This is a genomic window from Clostridium sp. UBA1056, assembly GCA_002316385.1.
Taxonomy (GTDB): domain Bacteria; phylum Bacillota; class Clostridia; order Clostridiales; family Clostridiaceae; genus Clostridium_J.
This window is the reverse complement of record DCDL01000001.1, coordinates 89,036-106,482: the sequence shown is the minus strand read 5'-3', so window position 1 is coordinate 106,482 and position 17,447 is coordinate 89,036. Positions and strand designations below refer to the sequence as shown.

Sequence of the window (17,447 nt, the reverse complement as noted above, 5' to 3'; positions counted from 1 at the left end):
AATATTTATATATTTTTCTAGATAAAATTCTCTATATTAGATGGTAGCCTAAAGGGATTTCTCTTATTGACTCTTGGGTTACCGAAGACTTTATAATATATTTAGAGACAAGGTGCGCACTTGTAGAGCTTATTTGTTGAGGTGAAATTATGTTTAAGATTGGTGAATTTTCACGTATGAGTGGACTTTCAATTAACACACTATATCATTATGATAATATAGGACTTTTAAAGCCTATACATGTGGATAAATTTACAGGTTATAGATATTATGATGCAAATCAACTTATAACCATTAATAAAATAATTGCTTTAAAGGATGCTGGATTTTCACTTATTGAAATTAATGATTTCTTTAAAAGTAATTCTAGTAATGAGTCCCTTATAAAAATTTTGGAAGTTAAAGCAGGATTACTTGAAAAGGCACTGGAACTAGAAACAAGTAGGCTCCAACGTCTTCATACAAATATATTTTTAATAAAGAATGGAGGCATACCTGCTATGAACGAAATTTCTATTAAAAAAGTAGAAAAAATATTAGTTGCATCACTTCGAAACTCTTTTGTAAAAAGTGGTAAACAGACTTACGATGAATTTTGCGAAAGTTTATGGACTAAAGTTAATGCGCATATTGATAAAGAAAAGGGAAAACGTACAATTCCATGTATGACACTTTATCATGAAGATAACACTTCAATACAGGATATGGAGGTTGTGGAGCCCATAACAAAATTAATTTCAGAGAGTGATAGTGTTAAAGTATATGAACTACCTGTAGTTGAAAAGATGGCTTGCATAGTTCATAATGGTTCATTTACTACCATTGGAAAAACCTATGAAACTATGTATGAATGGATTTCTGAAAATAAATATTCAATCTGTGGACCCATTCGTGAGATATATCATAAAGGTGAATGGGCAACAGAGAATCCTGATGAATATGTAACAGAATTACAATTTCCGATAAATTAGTCTAATTAACTATTGATAAGAATAGATTCATTAACCCTATATAAAATAAATATAAAATTTAAAATACCGCATTATTCTTAAGATGAGTATGCGGTATTTCTATTCGATTTATTTAGAATGTATAGATATTTTTATAGGAATAGAAGACAGCAGGAATATGAATTATATCTTTAACTACAATATTTAGCTAAAAAGTTTATATTAGAGTGTTATAAAAATAATATTTTTTTAAAACTAAATAATAAGATGTTAAATAAGTTATTTTAGATTAATATATCTAATGAATATAGGGAAAGATAACTCTGCAACGATATTTATTAACTATATTATACGTGGAGGTAATCATGAAGAAATATTTAAGTTGTTTTTTAATTGTATGTACTTTAATGACATTACAGTCTTTTTGGTGCGTTGATGTAAGTGCTGAACCTGTTATTGGTGTTTCTATCACTTCTTTAAGCACTGTTAAGAATGAAGAGTTCCCTATTCCAAAGCTAGTAAAGATTGAGCAAATTTCACCTAATGAAATTCAAATAAACTATGATAGGGATGTGGATATGAATCTAGGGACAAAGGCAACTAATTACTGGATTCAAGACATGAAGAATGCTAAGCCAAAGCATATAGCTACCCTTGGTAAAAATGATAAGGTGAATGAAAGTAATTCTCTTACCGATGAGTTGGTAAAAATTAAATCCAAAGATGGTTCAGCAAAAACATTTATTCTAACTTTTAATCAAGATATTCCTAAAGGTGAAGAATATAAACTAATAATTTGTTATGTAACTGTTAAAGGAGCTCCTCCTTATAGTGGTGATAATGGAATGGCTACATTTGTTGGGAAATAAGGGTGTTACATATTCAAAAAGCAAGGTTAAAATTAGATTTAATTGTATGAAGTACTGACTAAAATACTGTATTATTCAGAAATGAATTTTACAGTATTTTTATGTTGTAATAAACGATATGAAGAATTAGATAATAGATTTTAGATGAGAACAATATTCCTTAAAATTTAATAATAAGATACTAGAAAAAATAATTATCTAAATTATAGAATAACAAATATATACATTTGGAATAACATGATATAATTTTAAATAATTGGCAATATATAGTAAAATTAGGTGTAGATTTTTTTAATTAAATTTTGAAAATAAAATAAGAAACATTGGAGAGTTAAAATGGAGGTATCAATAATTATTGGACAGTTTCTAATAACATTTAATACTAAAGAAAACTTAGACAAGATAAAACAAATATTGGATAGAGCAAATGAAGATGATCTAGTTGGTGTTTTTTAACATAGAAATTTATAATGTTAACAGCTAAAATATTAAATGTGGAGAATATAAAGCATAGTAAAAGCTAGAAAGACATTAAATTTTTCAATAGTAATTTCAATAGTTTTTACATTGATTATAGGAGGAATGTAAAAATACTCTTCACTTTTACACAGAAAATGAATCATGGGAAATTAATTCTAATAATAAAATTAATCTTTTAAATCAGGATATATATCTACTTTTCTCAGGATAGGATAAGAAGTTTTGTAAAATTTTTATAGAGATATAGAAATACTTTTATGAGAAGATGTTTTAACATCATATTATTAGGAAATAGATATATGGTGATTTTATGGAATTAAATAAAGGAGGAATAAGCAATGATAGCAATTATTTTGATAATGCTATTGATATATGTCATATTTATGCTTATATTTAAATTTAAATCTAAGAATGAAAAAGGAGATATGATGTGTATAGAGAAGTGCAACAGAGAAGACTGTGATTATTGCATTGATAGAGAACAATGTATACGTAGAAAAACAGAAGTATAAAGGTATATGAATTAATTGACATTAAGATAATATATAAGAATTAGGTTTTCTAGGTACATTCTTCATATATAGTATAATAACTCTAAAACAAAATAATTTCTTAAGATACTGTATTATTCAGAAATGAATATACGGTATTTTTATTTGAAGATTTTAGATATTGGAAAGGCTGAAAGAGCTTTATTACAATTAATATATAATCATTATAATTAGGAAACAGACTGTAATAAATTGGAATGATATACATTTTAAGAATATCGTAAGAAATGCTTAAGAGTCTCTTAAACAATTATATGTAAAATATATTTAAGAAGATAAAATATATTTTTGAGAGGGGGTCTTTGTAGTGGGATTATTGTTTTTAATAACAATAGGAATCATATTGTACAATATTTTCATAGTAAAATATCTAAGAAAAAATGAAATACAAGTTTCAAAGCTATTTATTGTAGGGGTGTATATATTTACTTATTATTTATGGGCTGTGCTTAGTATTACTGGGCCTGGTAACATACTAGATATAGGTTCCCAGAGAGATATGACTATTAGTTTAATACCATTTAAGTGGCAAATGGAAAATATGTTTGGATTAATTACAAATACAATTCTTTTTATTCCATTGGGAGTATTGCTGCCAAGTCTTTGGAAAAAGTTTGAGAGTTTTTTTAACACTGTATTAACTGGTTTTGGATTATCATTGATAATTGAAATACTTCAATTATTAAACATTAGAGCTGCAGATATTGATGATTTAATAATGAATACATTAGGAGCTGCTATTGGTTATATAATTTATTCTTTATTATTTAAAAAACTTACTTCAAAATTTAAATTTAAAAATAGCACCAGTGATAATTTATTTATTAAATATAATGCTGAAATTTTTATTAGTATAATAATTCTGTTAAATTTCTTTATAGCACCATTTATTGATAAGATAATATATAAAACTATATTTGGACTTTAGTATTAATGTTTAACTATAGAATTTATTTCTTAAGATACTGTGCTATTCAAAATGAATATGCAGTATTTTTATTTTATAATTAAATTGTATTAAGAAATAAACAAGATGATAGAACAGACCTCCATTATTAGATAAATTGTCCTTTAAAAATTTGATAGCATGGTATTGAAAAATAAATACAATAAATAGATAAAATGCTATATAATTGTTATAAGATAAGGAATGTGAATATATTTATAATTTCAATAAGGAGGGGTAAGATGAAATTTTTAAATCCGTTGATAGTTGTTTCTAATATAGAAAAATCAAAGTTATTTTACTATGAAGTGCTTGGTTTAAAAGTTATTGAAGATTTTGGAGCAAATATAACTTTAACAGGAGGCATTGCATCACAAACAAAAGACTCTTGGTCTACTTTTATTCATAAAGAAGACAGTGAAATTGTTTTTGGGGGAAATGAATCAGAGCTATATTTTGAAGAAGATGATTTTGATAGCTTTATTAAAAGATTGAATAACATGAGAGACATTAATTATGTACATTCTATGATAGAGCATTCTTGGGGACAGCGCGTTGTTCGATTTTATGATCCTGACAGGCACATTATTGAAGTTGGAGAAAATATGATTAAGGTTGTCAGAAGATTTTTAGATAGTGGCTTATCAATTGAGGAAACTGCTATTAGAATGGATGTACCATTGGATTATGTGAAATCATGCTTATAATAGATTATTAATATAATTATTTTAAGAATAAATTGTTATTATTTTAATTGAGGTGATTTTAGCGTGAAGAAAAAAATAATCAATATTCTCTTTATTTTGGGATTTTTATTCTATATTATATTTATACTATGGAACATTGTTTTTAAATATGTATCTCCACTGGAATTACTTAGTAGCAATAGGTATTGTTCCAGAACTCTTAATTTAATTCCATTTTATGATATTTTTAATGGAAATTATAATAGATTAGACATCTTTGGCAATATAATTTTATTTATTCCATTGGGAATTTATATAAATATGTCTGGTAAAAATTCGAAAGTATCTAAAAGTATTTATAAAATAATCATAATAAGTTTAATCTTTGAAGTTAGTCAATATGTATTTGGAATAGGTGCTAGTGATATAACAGATATTATTACTAATACTATTGGAGGAGTTATTGGTATAGTTATATATATGGCAATTAAGAAGATTTTCAAAGACGATAACAAAGTAAAGACATTCATCACTATCTGTAGTATGGTAGTTATGATACCAGTTGTAATTATATTAATAGGAATATTTATGTACAATTAGGTTATGAGCATAATTTATAGTAATTCATTCATCGATCTTATTATAATTTCTAGAGAATTATATAATTAAACAGTTTATTCTACCGTAGTATTCAAACGAATTTTACGGTATTTTTATTTATAATTGAAATAAATAATAGCCATATGCGGAAGTTTATTTCGAACGAGTATATAGGTGTATAATTATTATATATAATTAAATACGTGTTATGATATGTATTATAATCAAAATTTAGGTTTTGATCATTTTAAAAGAACAAAAAAGTAAAGAAATTTAGGTTCTATTAAGGGGAGTTTTGGGGATGGATAAAATTAAAAAATATGAATTTAGAAGAGTATCAGAGAAGGATGTTGAAGATATACTTACATGGAAGTATGAAGGGAAGGTATTTACTCATTTTTTGATAATGATCTATCAGAGGGTAAGATAAATTATATCAAAAGTTTTCCTACAGATGATAATGCATATGTAATTTATGATGAGAAAAATCAATTAGTAGGAAATTGCGCTCTTTATCTTAATGATAAAGTTAGTTTTTCAATTCAAATGAGACCTAATTTAACTAGCAAGGGTATGGGAAAAGAATTTTTAGAAGCTTTTTTGGAGTTTGCTAAGAATAAGTATAATTTAAAAGATATAGAGCTTTCTGTCCTTAAATTTAATGAACGAGCTATCAGACTTTATAAAAGTCTAGATTTTAAAGTTACTGATGAGTTTATGGGGAAAACTGTTAAGGGAGAAATGGAATTCATAAAAGTGGAAAGAGCACTATAAGTTAGTCTTTATATTTAAGAACTGATGATGATTTAATAGATATTTATGAATAAATAAAACAAATGAAATATAATTATATTGGAGCAGGAGGGGAGATTTTATGAGAGCTATTGAACTATATAATCATTTAGAAAGAGATTTTATCTTCAATGGATTAAGTGATGATTGGGCAAGATTCATGGGTGAAGTGGAGAATTATCTTTCAATAAATTTTAAAGTAAGAAGCATGGGGTTAGTATGTGATTTTGCAGATGAGATTAATAAAGTCTACACTGCTGTATTTCCAACGGAAGAAATTATGCAGCAAATTATTGATAATGGAGTAACAGATACTATGTTATTTTTACACCATCCATCTATTTGGGATATTAGAAGAGCAAAGCCCTTCTATCAGATGAATAAAGCCTTATTAGAAAAGTTTAAACAAAATAGAATATCTATATATAATTTACATGTACCTCTTGATAACTTTAGTGAATATTCAACAAGTAAGACTTTGGCAGATGCGTTAGATATAGAAATTGAAAAACCTTTTAAGGAGTATTGTGGATCTTTAAGTGGTGTAATTGGAAAAACCAAGTGTAAAACCGTGGAAGAATTACATAGTAAGTTTTCAGAAGTATTAGGGCATGATACGGAGCTTTATCTATACGGAGATAACCATATAGGGAATGGAAAAGTAGCTATCGTAGCAGGTGGTGGTAATAATAAAGATACTGTTTATGAAATGCTTGAAAACAATGTTAATGTTCTTATCACAGGCATATCAGTAAACAATGAAAGTTATTTAGAAGTTCATGAGCTTGAACAAAAAAATTGTATTAATGTTTTAGGAGGTACCCACTATTCTACTGAAAAATTTGCATGTCAAAGGATGTGTGATTACTTTGAAAAGCTTGGTATTACTTCTACCTTCATTGAAGGAAAGCCAGTGTATGAAGATATGTAAATCTATAGATTATTTGACAGTTTATAATGGCGCATGAGGAGTACATGAATATAGGGAGTATAAAGAATTAGTGATATACATTATAATCTGCAATTTGAAAAGCTATGTAGTGTTTTACAGCTTGGTGAAATAGTAGATGTACCTGAAAAGATATCTGGAGGCCTTTTACATAGAATGTATGCTATCCAAACCACTACTTTTAAACAGAATGATAGATTCAGGAAGTACAGTAATTGTAGTAGAGCATAATCAGCAAGTTATAAAGGCTTCCGACTGGATAATTGACCTTGGACCAGAAGGAGGATTAATGGAGGAAAGGTAATTGCTGTGGGTACTTCAGATGATATAAGATCCAATAAAAATTCTGTAACAGGAAGATATATATAAATAAAAATATTGATTATTAATAGGGAGTATTTATATGGAAACGAAACTTAGATACCGATTAATTACTGGAAAAGATGATGCAAGTTTTTGTCAGAGAATTTCTAAACTGCTTGATGAAGGTTATAAATTATATGGATCTCCATCATGTACCTTTAATGGGCAAGATGTGATTGTGGCACAAGCAGTAATTATTGATGATAATGAAGCGAAATAAATATTAAATAATTAACTAAACTACCGTATTATTCAGCAATGAATTTTATGGTAGTTTTAATTTTGAATTTAACTGCATAAAGAGTTATCTAATAAATTTTAACATGAGAATAGGATTTTTTAAGATTAAGTAATGGAGTATTAGAAATATAGTTAGTAAAAGTATTAAATTAATAGATGAATATTTAGTATAATATGGTATAATTTTCTTAAAACTAATTTATAGCATGAAAAATAGAGATGGAAAGTGGGGGACACTACGATGTATACAATTAAAAATAGTGAAAGAAAAGATATTTTAGAGGCTTATGATAAAGATAATAATTTAGTAGGAGAAGCTGTAATTTCTCCTTTTAGACCTTCTGATATACATGAAAAACCTAGATTAAATATTTATATTGATATTAATGTGAAAGATGTTGAAAATAAAATTGAGCTAAAAGATCAGATGTTTGATGAAATAATGAAGCGCTCACGAGCTATAAAAGAAGAGAATAAGGATGTTGATGTAAGAGTTTATCATTGTTGTTTTTCAGATAATAAAGAGAATATAGCATATTATTCTTCTAAAGAAGGTTTCAACCATGATGAAGGAATGCACATAATAAAAAAAGAAATAACTGAGGAGAGTTTCCAAATTCAAGATATTAATGGTATAGATTTTGTAAGCCTTGAATTTATCGATGAAGATGAGATAAAGCAGTTAGTTGAAAAACAAAATAAGGTATTTGTATGGGGTTATTCTCCTGAGGATTTAAAAAAATTAAGAAGTGAAAATCAGTGGTTCAGTATAGCAGCTAAACATAAAGATGAAATTATAGGTAATATAGTTATTATCGTGAAGGAAGATGAATTAAATAATAAATATGGTTGGATAGATGATTTGTTTGTTTCAAAGGAATGGAGAAAACAAGGTATTGGTAAAAGTTTAATTATAAGAGCCTTTGAAGGTTTAAAAAATTTAAATATTAAAGAATCAAGATTGGAAGTATGGAGTGCAAACAAAAGAGCATTATCAGTTTATAATAGTGTAGGATATAAGTTTCATGAAGAGATAGAATCTTCAATTGGGATGTTTCTTTAGATTTTAGTATATCAGAAATATTGAAACTTAGTGTCCAAATATATAATAAGAAGTAAAACTTGATTAATTCATGAATCATATAATATATTTAAATAAGAATTACATGGTATAAGATGTATGTGAATTAAATTTTAGGAAAGGAGGAATTTGCATGAAAGTAGAAGTTTGTAAAGTAGTTAAAATTAGAGGAGGTATGTATCTCCTATAGAATAGAAAGGAATATAAAATGGAGAATATAGTTTCAGATAGATTAGTAATTAGAAAATTTAATGAGGACGATTGGCAAGATTTATATGAATATTTATGTGACGAAGAAGTGGTTAAATTTGAACCTTACCATATTTACTCTGAAAATGAAGCTAAGGAAGAAGCAATTAACAGAGCAAATAATGAATTATTTTATGCAGTTTGCTTAAAAGAAAGTGGAAAGCTGATTGGGAATCTATATTTAGCAGAAGGAGATTTTGATACTTGGGAATTAGGATATGTTTTTAATAGAAAGTATCAAGGAAAAGGTTATGCTACAGAAGGTTCAAGGAGATTGCTTGACTATGCATTTTCAGATTTAGGGGCAAGACGTATCGTTGCTATGTGTAGTCCAGAGAATACTCTTTCTTGGAAGCTCCTTGAACGTTTAAAAATGAGGCGTGAAGGTTTGCTACTACAAAATGTTTATTTTAAAGTTGATAGTGATGGACAACCTATGTGGCTTGACACATATGAATATGCTATATTGAAATCTGAATGGAATAAGTAATTATCTAATATATTTTAATATGAGAATATAGATGGATTATTATAAGCCTTGAAATTAAAGAGATACGTTTAAAGAAAACAGAAAATTATGAATAAACAATTTTTAAGATAATTTTATTATTTTAGGATTTATAAATACTAAAAATTAGGTAATAGGTAGTAACATTTCATATATACATTTAATATAATGATAGCAACAGTTATTTTATATTAAGAGAGGTAAGCTATGCTATCTAATACTGAATTTATACGACAATCATTGGAGTTACATCTTTTTTTTGCTAGGATTATGAAGGAGCATTCATTTTTTTTGCAAATAGGTTTTACACCAAAGAACTCAAAACTTATGGAGCAAGCAGACAGATTTAGAATGGAGTTTGACAAATTTTTATGCGATGTTATATCACTTTCAAACGGCGTTGTTAGCCCTAGTGTATTAAAGTCTGGTGAGGTTGTAACACCATATACATTAAATGCTGAAATGGCATCAGCATATTATACAGGAGTAGCTATTCCTACCAGTTTGACTGAGGCTGAGAAAGGATTGATGGGAGCTCCGCCGATGAAATATGATCAAAGGCTAGAACAGAGAGTGCATAGAATTAACGAGATTGGAATGGAATTAGTTAGAGCTTTAGCACGGTTTAAAACGAAATTGTTATCAGATGTTTTAGAGTGCAGAGTATTCACAGTTAATTATCCTTTACTTATAGATCATATTTTAAGAGAAGCAAATTTTTATTTTGAAATGATACAAAGATTACAAAATCGTGAAGAAATAAACTTGGAACGAGAAGCTTATGAGCAAGAAACTTTCTGGAATAGAATTATGGCTGAGCATGCAAAGTTTATTCGAGGATTACTTGATCCAACTGAAGAGGAACTTATAAAGACAGCAAATAATTTTGCAAATGAATTTGATGAGTTACTAATGGAATCAAAGAAGGCCATGGACAAGTCAATGGCAATTCCTGAAGTTACAGACGAAAGCCTTGAGGCAACTATGGGAATCAGGAAATTCAAAGCGCAAGGTACACAAGGAATATTAGAATGTAAGATCAAATCCATAATAATACCTTTGTTGGGAGATCATACTTTACGTGAGGCTAATCACTATTTGCGCTTACTGAAAATATTTAAAAAGAGTATGTAAAATTTAAGTAATAATAGAAACTATACTTTTAATTTAAAGTTACTATTTCATAAATTATTTAATAATATATATTTTAAAAGCAATGCAATTATCTAACGACTCAGTTATAAAAACAAATAATTTATTTAAATACCGTATTATTCAGAAATGAATTTTATGGTATTTTTGATTCACAATAGGAATATATAAGAAATTATCTAGCAAATTTTGAGATAAGATAGTATTTTTGTAAACCCAGTAATATAGTGTTGGATATATGTGGTATAATTTCATTAAGATTATTTGTATTCTTCAGATATAAAGGAGTTAAGTATGATAAGGGATATTATTAATAAAGCAGGATTTAAGATAGAAACAAGTAGATTACTTCTTGTCCCTATTTCCGAAGAATTTGCATATGACTATTTTACTGAATTTGATGATGAAATAGCAAAGTATCAATATCCGGAGCCTTTTAAAACTCTAGATAGTACAAAAAAATTTATTTCTAATTTTACAGAATTTAAAGAGTATGGAACAAATTTAGTATGTTGTATTCTAGATAAAGAACATAATTTTATTGGAAGTATAGAGATTCGTATGCTATATACTAAAACACCTGAAGTAGGTTTATGGATACGAAAGAGTGCCCAACGTAATGGTTATGGATATGAATCCCTTACTGGTCTAATTAACTTTTGTCGTAAACACATGGAGTTAGATTACTTTATTTATGAGGCAGACCGTCGTAATCCTAATAGTATTCAGTTAGTTAAATCTCTTGGGGGAGTAGAAGTTGGGTTCAACCAAGTAGAGACTAATGGTGGAGATATATTAGAGCTAAATGTGTATCATATTAAATAAATTGAAAGCATCAGCTTATATGAATTTTGACCAATAAGATTTATTTCAGAAGAAAAGTTAATATAAGTTCTGAGCATGGATTTAATATAATATCAACACCTAGAGAAAATGATTTCTTGAAAGACCTTCTTAAAGTATACTTAAGTCAATAGATATGAAATCTTAGGCTAGTAGAAAATAAAATTCTTACTAGCCTATTTCTTTTATAGTAATATATAACTGGAGACTGAATCCAATTAAAATATGAACGGTTAATGCAATATTAATTAATTTTAGACTCTATTCTCATTATTCGTGATGTCATCTATTCTTTGATATAATTCTTTAGGTACTTGAATATAACATTTATAAGGAAGATGGTTTTCTTCGTGACTATTGAAATTACTAGAAGATCTAAGTAGAGGTGAAGACCTAAGATTTTCAAAGGAACCTTGAAGATTTAACATGCCATAACCCCATTGAGGATTTGGATATATGTCTCCAGCTCTTTTGCTAGTACCCCTTGTGAGATAAGAAATAATAGTAGGTCCATGCATGTTAGGATCATTTCCTAGTACAATGCCCCATTGTAATAAAAGTAAAGTGGCACTACATAATACGGCTCCAGCTACGGAACCGCCAGAGAGTACAATGTTTTCATTATTTAATCCAGTAGTTAATGCATTGATACCACCAGTAGTTAAATTAGGTTTAATTCTATTATCAGCAGTAAATCCACGACCAGATTCCACAGCTATAGTATTATTATTTTGATCGTAGAATGATGTAGTCACTGCATTACGAGCATTTGCAGGTGCTTGTAATGTGGTATATGGACTAGGATTTATAACTCTAGTAGTTGGCTGTATAAGAGGCCTCTGTGGTAGCCACATATTATAAACACCATGAACAATATAATCTCCCCTAAGCCTTAATTGCCAGAGACCAGGTTTAGGATTTCTAATAGTTATATATATGGATTCATTACCAGTTGCAAACTCAGCAGGAGTAAATAAAATACTTATTATGCTATTTTCAAGAACGAGATTAGCTACCTCAAATTGATGTAGAGGAATAGAGGGAGAAGGTTCTACAATTTCACCGCTAGGAGAAATTATAGATATAGATATCTTGTCAGGTCTTTTTATCCACAACATAAGGACTAAATTATCTTCATTTTCACCAACAATAAACTCTACAACTTGTAAAGTTTTACTTTCTAAAAATCTGCCATCGACATGTATTAGACTAGCACCCTGATTCCCTGTATTAGTTACAAAAGCAAGGCCTCGTCTAGAAGAAAAGAAGTCAATATCTTGTTCTATGGAAGAAAGGCCTTCATGACCACCCCAATTTGTTCCAAGGGGTAATAAAACACTCATAGGAGTCCTTGAAGTTAAATTGAATTGAGTTGCAAACTGTACTGCAAGATAAATATCAAGACCTTCATAAATAAGTAGATTTTTTCTATTATTAATTCCAACTAATCTAAGATTACTTGTTTTGGCTTCCTTTAGCTTTATAATTAAAAATTCACACTTAGGAGCACCACCAATCACTCCATTTAATCCCTTTGCACCAACTAGACCAGCCATATTTGTACCATGGCCAACTTCGTCACGTGAAGGAACGATATCATAGGGATTACGGCCTTCTGAAGATGCTAGAATAGCCTTATTAATATCTTCACGAGTATATACAGTTCCGAAAAACGGGGCATTATTAGTAGTAGGATTACTTTGAATAGTTTGATCCCATATAGCAGCAATCCTTGTAGTTCCATCATCATTTTGAAACTGAGGATTTAAGTAATCTATACCTGTATCTATAATTGTAGCTATGGTATTTTCTCCTGTAAGATTTAAAAAACCTTCTCCATGAAATTTAGTTATGTTAGCAGCATTTACTGGTTGGATAGCTGTTAATGTATAAGGATAGCTAACATCTATTTCTAATATATTTCTGAATCTATTAAGAAAATCTACATAGTGATCAGTATGTACAGAAACTATGTAGATTAAAGGATTTATCTGATAAGCACATGCGTAATTTATATCTTTAAGTTCATCAATCAGATTTTTGTCATACTGAACATATAGAGTGATATAATCTTCGCTAAGGTAAGCGTCTCTACAGTTATTAATTTCTCTAGATGTATTTAAGATATCCATTAATAAACCTACATCTCCAAAACTTATTTATCTATATATATTATTCTATAGTGTTAAAGTAGTTACAAGTTGCAGAGATTATCCTGATTACATAGCTTATTACAAACATTTTATTGATAATAGATTTTTAAAATATAGAACTATCACAAAATCAGCAATTTTCCAATTGCGGAAAGGATAAATTCGTGCAAAAACAAAAACTATCGAGAGGATGATTGCCAAAATAATTGCTGAGATTGTGTATATATAGGACTATCTTTGACCGTTTTGCGCCTTATTTTCTTAGTGCAACAGCAGGTTCTGTGTGAATAAGCTTATGACTTGCAAATAAGATTATAAATACTATTAAGATAATTGTGGATAAAATTGAAATGCCTACTTGTAGCCCTAAAATATTGATTGGCAAATTAAAACTCAACCCAATCACATATGTACAGCCAATTAATACAGCGTTAAAAATACCTGCCATTGTTGATAAAATAACATTCTCACTGATAATCATTTTTTGTATCGTGCTTCTGTTGAATCCCAGTGCAGATAACAACCCCAATTCTTTGTATCTTGAATTTTGTAGTTTGACAAGTAGTATAACACTTATAAATAATCCAATTGTCAAAATTAAAACAGAAATGATTAGAAACAGCCGGCTAAGACTTTGAAACGTGCTTTGTAATGCACCTACTTCTTTTGACGCATTCTTGCTGGCAATATTTTTGTAATTCAGCATTTGGCTGACAGGAACAATATCTTCAAAATTCTTCACATCATAGTTGACGGAATAATATTCATCATTTTTGATATTCTGATATAACTTCTGTTCAACATCAGAACTTATGAAAAAGTCGTCATATCCCGCATTAAAGATACCGCTTACCGTCAGTTCGTATTCCTTATCATCAAAAATAAGAGTTATCTCTTTGCCGACCAAATCGCTGATATTGCTCATAAACTTTTTCGCAAGGCTGGGTGAAAGTGCAATCTCGTTTTGGCCCGTCTTGGGCATTGTTCCGTATGACATGCTTTCTGTAGCTTTTGGCATAGGGTACTTTTCCGCCATCGTTTCATTTTTGCCTTTAAAGTCTAAAGTAATGTCATTGATTTTATACTGCAGATAAACATTTTCGACACGTTCATCAGCCTTGAGCAAGTCAAACACATCAGTACCACTCTCCGACTTTACATATCCGTTGTTAAACGCTGTATTCTTTGCTTTAAAATCCGCAATAGATTGCTCCATAATGTTTCCAGAAGATAGTGATAACACAAAACATAGAACACTAATCGAAATCGCCAAGCTGACAGCGACATATCGCTTCAGGTGCACCCTAAAGTTTTTTGCACCTCTCTTAAACGCAGACACTTTAGCTGATGGCTTGAGAATGATTGTTTTATTGCTAGATTCATCTTTTTGAACAGTAGCACTCTTGTAGGCGATTATACCATTTTCAATAGAAATAATCTCATCTGCAAAATCGCAGATTTTCTGATCGTGAGTAATAACAACCACTAATTTGTCCTTTGCGATTTCTTTTAACAAGGTCATTATTTCAGTCGAATTGCTACGGTCAAGGGCACCTGTAGGTTCGTCTGCAAGAATTATATCGGGATTACCCATCAGGGCTCTTGCAATGGCAACACGTTGCTTCTGACCGCCGGATAAATTTTCAATCTTCTCATTTTCTTTTCCAGAGAGTTTAACTGTTTTAAGAAAACTCTTTGCGTTTTGAAGATTGGTATGTTTTTCTTCATTGCTTAACTCACAAGGCAAAAGGATATTTTCGAGCACTGTATATCCAGTTAGCAAATGATAATTTTGAAAGACAAAACCAATGCAATCCCTACGGTAAGCACATAATTTATCATCGCTTAATCCGTTTAGCTGCACACCGCCGACAGTAATATTACCGCTGTAATCACTGTCAAAGCCAGCAAGCATATTCAGAAGTGTACTTTTACCGCAGCCGGATGCTCCAAGCAAGCAAACTATGCCTCTGTCAGGGAAGGTATAGCTTGCATTATTAAAGATAACTGTGTCACCGTATTTTTTTATAAGATTTTCAACTTGTATCATTATCTGTCACCTGTTTTTAAAGCCGATATGATGTTTGTTTTCATATACACTATCGAGGTTATACTATAAGCAACAATAGCTAAACCTACTCCTAATGCTGCTCCTGTAAACAGCATATTAGCACTTAAAATATTAGCACCGAATAAGGCTTTTGTGGCTAAATTGATCAGTGGTGAAGTGATGAGCAGTAACACAATTGCGGTAATAGCTTGAGTAAGAGTTTGAGCAAGATTAATCAGACTTAAATGACCGTTGCCGAATCCGCTGATCTTATAGATTGCGTATTCTCGCTTTCTCATAACGCCGATGATAAGGAATATGGCAATAACCATAACAAAAGACAACAACCCAATAATTATACTTGCAGAGCCTGATTGCCCAGTTGTCTGGGAATTAAGTCTTACTATATCTTCAACAAGCTCAAATCTGCCAATGGGAACGATACCGCTTTTGTTTAATTCATCTTTCAGCGCTATCATATCTGCCGGAGTTTTTGCACGAATAAGAAAGTTGATTTTATCTTCCTGAAAGCTTGCCTGACTTCTCATATCATCAAGAGCCGCTTTGCTGAAAAAGAAAGAATCGTCAACGGAGTATTCCATCATTTCACCGTTATATTCATAAATCACTGTTGTATCTGCCACACCTACAATTTTTGCCTTAATTTTAGCATCATTAAGTACTGGACTGCCTGTATCCAAATTGTACATTGAGGAAGAAAACTCAATTTCTTTGCCGATAATATCGTCATTACTTAGACCTGTTTTTTTCAAAAAGCTTTCGGGTACAACCACTTCATTATCTGCGCCTTTTGGCATTCTGCCGGATATAAGCTTATTTATAGTAGGGACGCTGCCTGTGCTGTCAATCTTATATGTTTTACCATCTAAATTAACTTTTATATTTTCAAATGCCTGCAAAAACGCAGTAAACTCTACTCTTTCATCAGCTACGTATTTTTCATACAGGCCTCCTATATCCTGTGATACATCTGCGTTGGGGCTATCGTTTTTATTATCGTCCGTTCCGCCTGCACTGGTAAAGCTGTTCACAATGCTGATGTCTAAAATGCTTTCCCCGTAGGTATCAAACAGCTTGTTAAATGCAGCTTGACCACTGCTGTTTATTGATCCGCTGAATGTTGTCAATAATAACACTGCCGCAATCATAATCGTAAGTACAGATACCGCAAATCTGCCAAAGTTTCGCTTGATACTTGTCTTGGCAACAGTAACTGCATTACCAAATGATAATGTATATGGGTTTTGCATTTTAAACTCCGGAATTTTTGTAACCGAACTATCAGCAGGAGTGATAAGCTCACCTTTATCAAGCTCAAAAACATTATCATTTTTGTTTATCAAAGAAGTATCATGTGTAACAACAATTACAGTTTTGCTTTTAGAAATTGCTCTCAAGATATCCATTGCTTCTTTTGATGTTTTTTCGTCCAATGCGCTGGTAGGCTCGTCAGCGATGATTACCTGAGGATTTTTCATCAATTCCCTAGCAATGGCTACGCGCTGTTTTTGTCCTCCAGAAAGATATTTAACCTGATTTTGAGCAATGTCCAAAAGTTTAAGATCCTTTAATACTTTTTCAGCGGTTTTTATATTTTGGTTTGCTTTAAGATATCCGGGTAACAGGATATTTTCCAGTACGGTTAAATCCTCAAGAAGATTAAAGTCCTGCCACACAAATCCAAAAACGTTATTGTAAAAATAACTTTTTTCATTGCTTGTTAAGGCTTTTATATCCTTGCCACAATAGAACACATTTCCATCAAAGTGCTGTTCCATACCACTGATGATTTTAAGCAAGGTTGTTTTTCCGCTGCCCGAAGCACCCACGATAAAGTTTAACCCTTTTCCGATTGTAAGCGACACATTGTTCAATGCAAATTCGCCATTATACTTCTTTGAAACATTTTTAATATTAAACATCATTTTTACTCCTTTTTGTAAAGCAACAATTTGCTTTCTATG

At 30.0% G+C, this 17,447-nt stretch carries 18 protein-coding genes; 15 read left to right on the top strand and 3 right to left on the bottom strand.

Annotated elements, in window-relative coordinates:
• Window positions 1–149: 149 nt before the first annotated feature.
• From B3W71_RS00555 to B3W71_RS00485, 15 genes are all read left to right on the top strand, one after another.
• Window positions 150–971: a MerR family transcriptional regulator gene (locus B3W71_RS00555; RefSeq protein WP_346886991.1), complete on the top strand. Its 822-nt coding sequence runs from the start codon at window positions 150–152 to the stop codon at window positions 969–971.
• Between the two features lie 344 nt (window positions 972–1,315).
• Complete coding sequence (locus tag B3W71_RS00550; protein WP_346886990.1) at window positions 1,316–1,819, top strand: hypothetical protein; 504 nt, start codon at window positions 1,316–1,318, stop codon at window positions 1,817–1,819.
• Between the two features lie 818 nt (window positions 1,820–2,637).
• The gene (locus B3W71_RS00545) at window positions 2,638–2,811 is read left to right on the top strand and encodes a hypothetical protein (RefSeq protein WP_346886989.1); all 174 of its coding nucleotides are present in this window, start codon (window positions 2,638–2,640) and stop codon (window positions 2,809–2,811) included.
• Window positions 2,812–3,157: 346 nt separating this feature from the next.
• Window positions 3,158–3,778 carry a VanZ family protein gene (locus tag B3W71_RS00540; protein ID WP_346886988.1) on the top strand — a complete coding sequence of 207 codons (621 nt, stop codon included), beginning with the start codon at window positions 3,158–3,160 and terminating at the stop codon, window positions 3,776–3,778.
• Window positions 3,779–4,038: 260 nt separating this feature from the next.
• Complete coding sequence (locus B3W71_RS00535; RefSeq protein ID WP_346886987.1) at window positions 4,039–4,503, top strand: VOC family protein; 465 nt, start codon at window positions 4,039–4,041, stop codon at window positions 4,501–4,503.
• 63 nt (window positions 4,504–4,566) lie between these two features.
• Window positions 4,567–5,082 carry a VanZ family protein gene (locus B3W71_RS00530; RefSeq protein WP_346886986.1) on the top strand — a complete coding sequence of 172 codons (516 nt, stop codon included), beginning with the start codon at window positions 4,567–4,569 and terminating at the stop codon, window positions 5,080–5,082.
• A 301-nt stretch (window positions 5,083–5,383) separates the two neighbouring features.
• The gene (locus B3W71_RS00525) at window positions 5,384–5,512 is read left to right on the top strand and encodes a hypothetical protein (protein WP_346886985.1); all 129 of its coding nucleotides are present in this window, start codon (window positions 5,384–5,386) and stop codon (window positions 5,510–5,512) included.
• Window positions 5,470–5,856, top strand: coding sequence for a GNAT family protein (locus B3W71_RS00520; RefSeq protein WP_346887005.1), 387 nt, complete (start codon window positions 5,470–5,472; stop codon window positions 5,854–5,856). The genes B3W71_RS00525 and B3W71_RS00520 overlap by 43 nt, the downstream gene beginning before the upstream one ends.
• 100 nt (window positions 5,857–5,956) lie before the next feature.
• Entirely contained in the window at window positions 5,957–6,805 is an 849-nt protein-coding gene (locus B3W71_RS00515; protein WP_346886984.1) for a Nif3-like dinuclear metal center hexameric protein, read from the top strand.
• Between the two features lie 136 nt (window positions 6,806–6,941).
• Entirely contained in the window at window positions 6,942–7,127 is a 186-nt protein-coding gene (locus B3W71_RS00510) for a hypothetical protein (RefSeq protein ID WP_346886983.1), read from the top strand.
• Window positions 7,128–7,226: 99 nt separating this feature from the next.
• Window positions 7,227–7,406, top strand: coding sequence for a DUF1737 domain-containing protein (locus tag B3W71_RS00505; protein ID WP_346886982.1), 180 nt, complete (start codon window positions 7,227–7,229; stop codon window positions 7,404–7,406).
• Between the two features lie 261 nt (window positions 7,407–7,667).
• Entirely contained in the window at window positions 7,668–8,489 is an 822-nt protein-coding gene (locus tag B3W71_RS00500; RefSeq protein WP_346886981.1) for a GNAT family N-acetyltransferase, read from the top strand.
• A gap of 226 nt (window positions 8,490–8,715) precedes the next feature.
• Window positions 8,716–9,246, top strand: a complete 531-nt coding sequence (locus B3W71_RS00495; protein WP_346886980.1) for a GNAT family N-acetyltransferase — start codon at window positions 8,716–8,718, stop codon at window positions 9,244–9,246.
• Between the two features lie 225 nt (window positions 9,247–9,471).
• The gene (locus tag B3W71_RS00490) at window positions 9,472–10,398 is read left to right on the top strand and encodes a DUF2935 domain-containing protein (protein WP_346886979.1); all 927 of its coding nucleotides are present in this window, start codon (window positions 9,472–9,474) and stop codon (window positions 10,396–10,398) included.
• Between the two features lie 312 nt (window positions 10,399–10,710).
• Window positions 10,711–11,241, top strand: coding sequence for a GNAT family N-acetyltransferase (locus B3W71_RS00485; protein WP_346886978.1), 531 nt, complete (start codon window positions 10,711–10,713; stop codon window positions 11,239–11,241).
• Between the two features lie 272 nt (window positions 11,242–11,513).
• Here B3W71_RS00485 and B3W71_RS00480 read toward each other — a convergent pair whose 3' ends face one another.
• The 3 genes from B3W71_RS00480 to B3W71_RS00470 form a co-directional block, all read right to left on the bottom strand.
• Window positions 11,514–13,391 (bottom strand): S8 family peptidase, encoded by a 1,878-nt coding sequence (locus tag B3W71_RS00480; protein ID WP_346886977.1) that lies wholly within the window; start codon window positions 13,389–13,391, stop codon window positions 11,514–11,516.
• A gap of 274 nt (window positions 13,392–13,665) precedes the next feature.
• Window positions 13,666–15,462 carry an ATP-binding cassette domain-containing protein gene (locus B3W71_RS00475; RefSeq protein WP_346886976.1) on the bottom strand — a complete coding sequence of 599 codons (1,797 nt, stop codon included), beginning with the start codon at window positions 15,460–15,462 and terminating at the stop codon, window positions 13,666–13,668.
• Window positions 15,462–17,405: an ABC transporter ATP-binding protein gene (locus B3W71_RS00470; protein WP_346886975.1), complete on the bottom strand. Its 1,944-nt coding sequence runs from the start codon at window positions 17,403–17,405 to the stop codon at window positions 15,462–15,464. Before B3W71_RS00470 ends, B3W71_RS00475 begins: the two co-directional genes overlap by 1 nt.
• Window positions 17,406–17,447 lie beyond the last annotated feature (42 nt).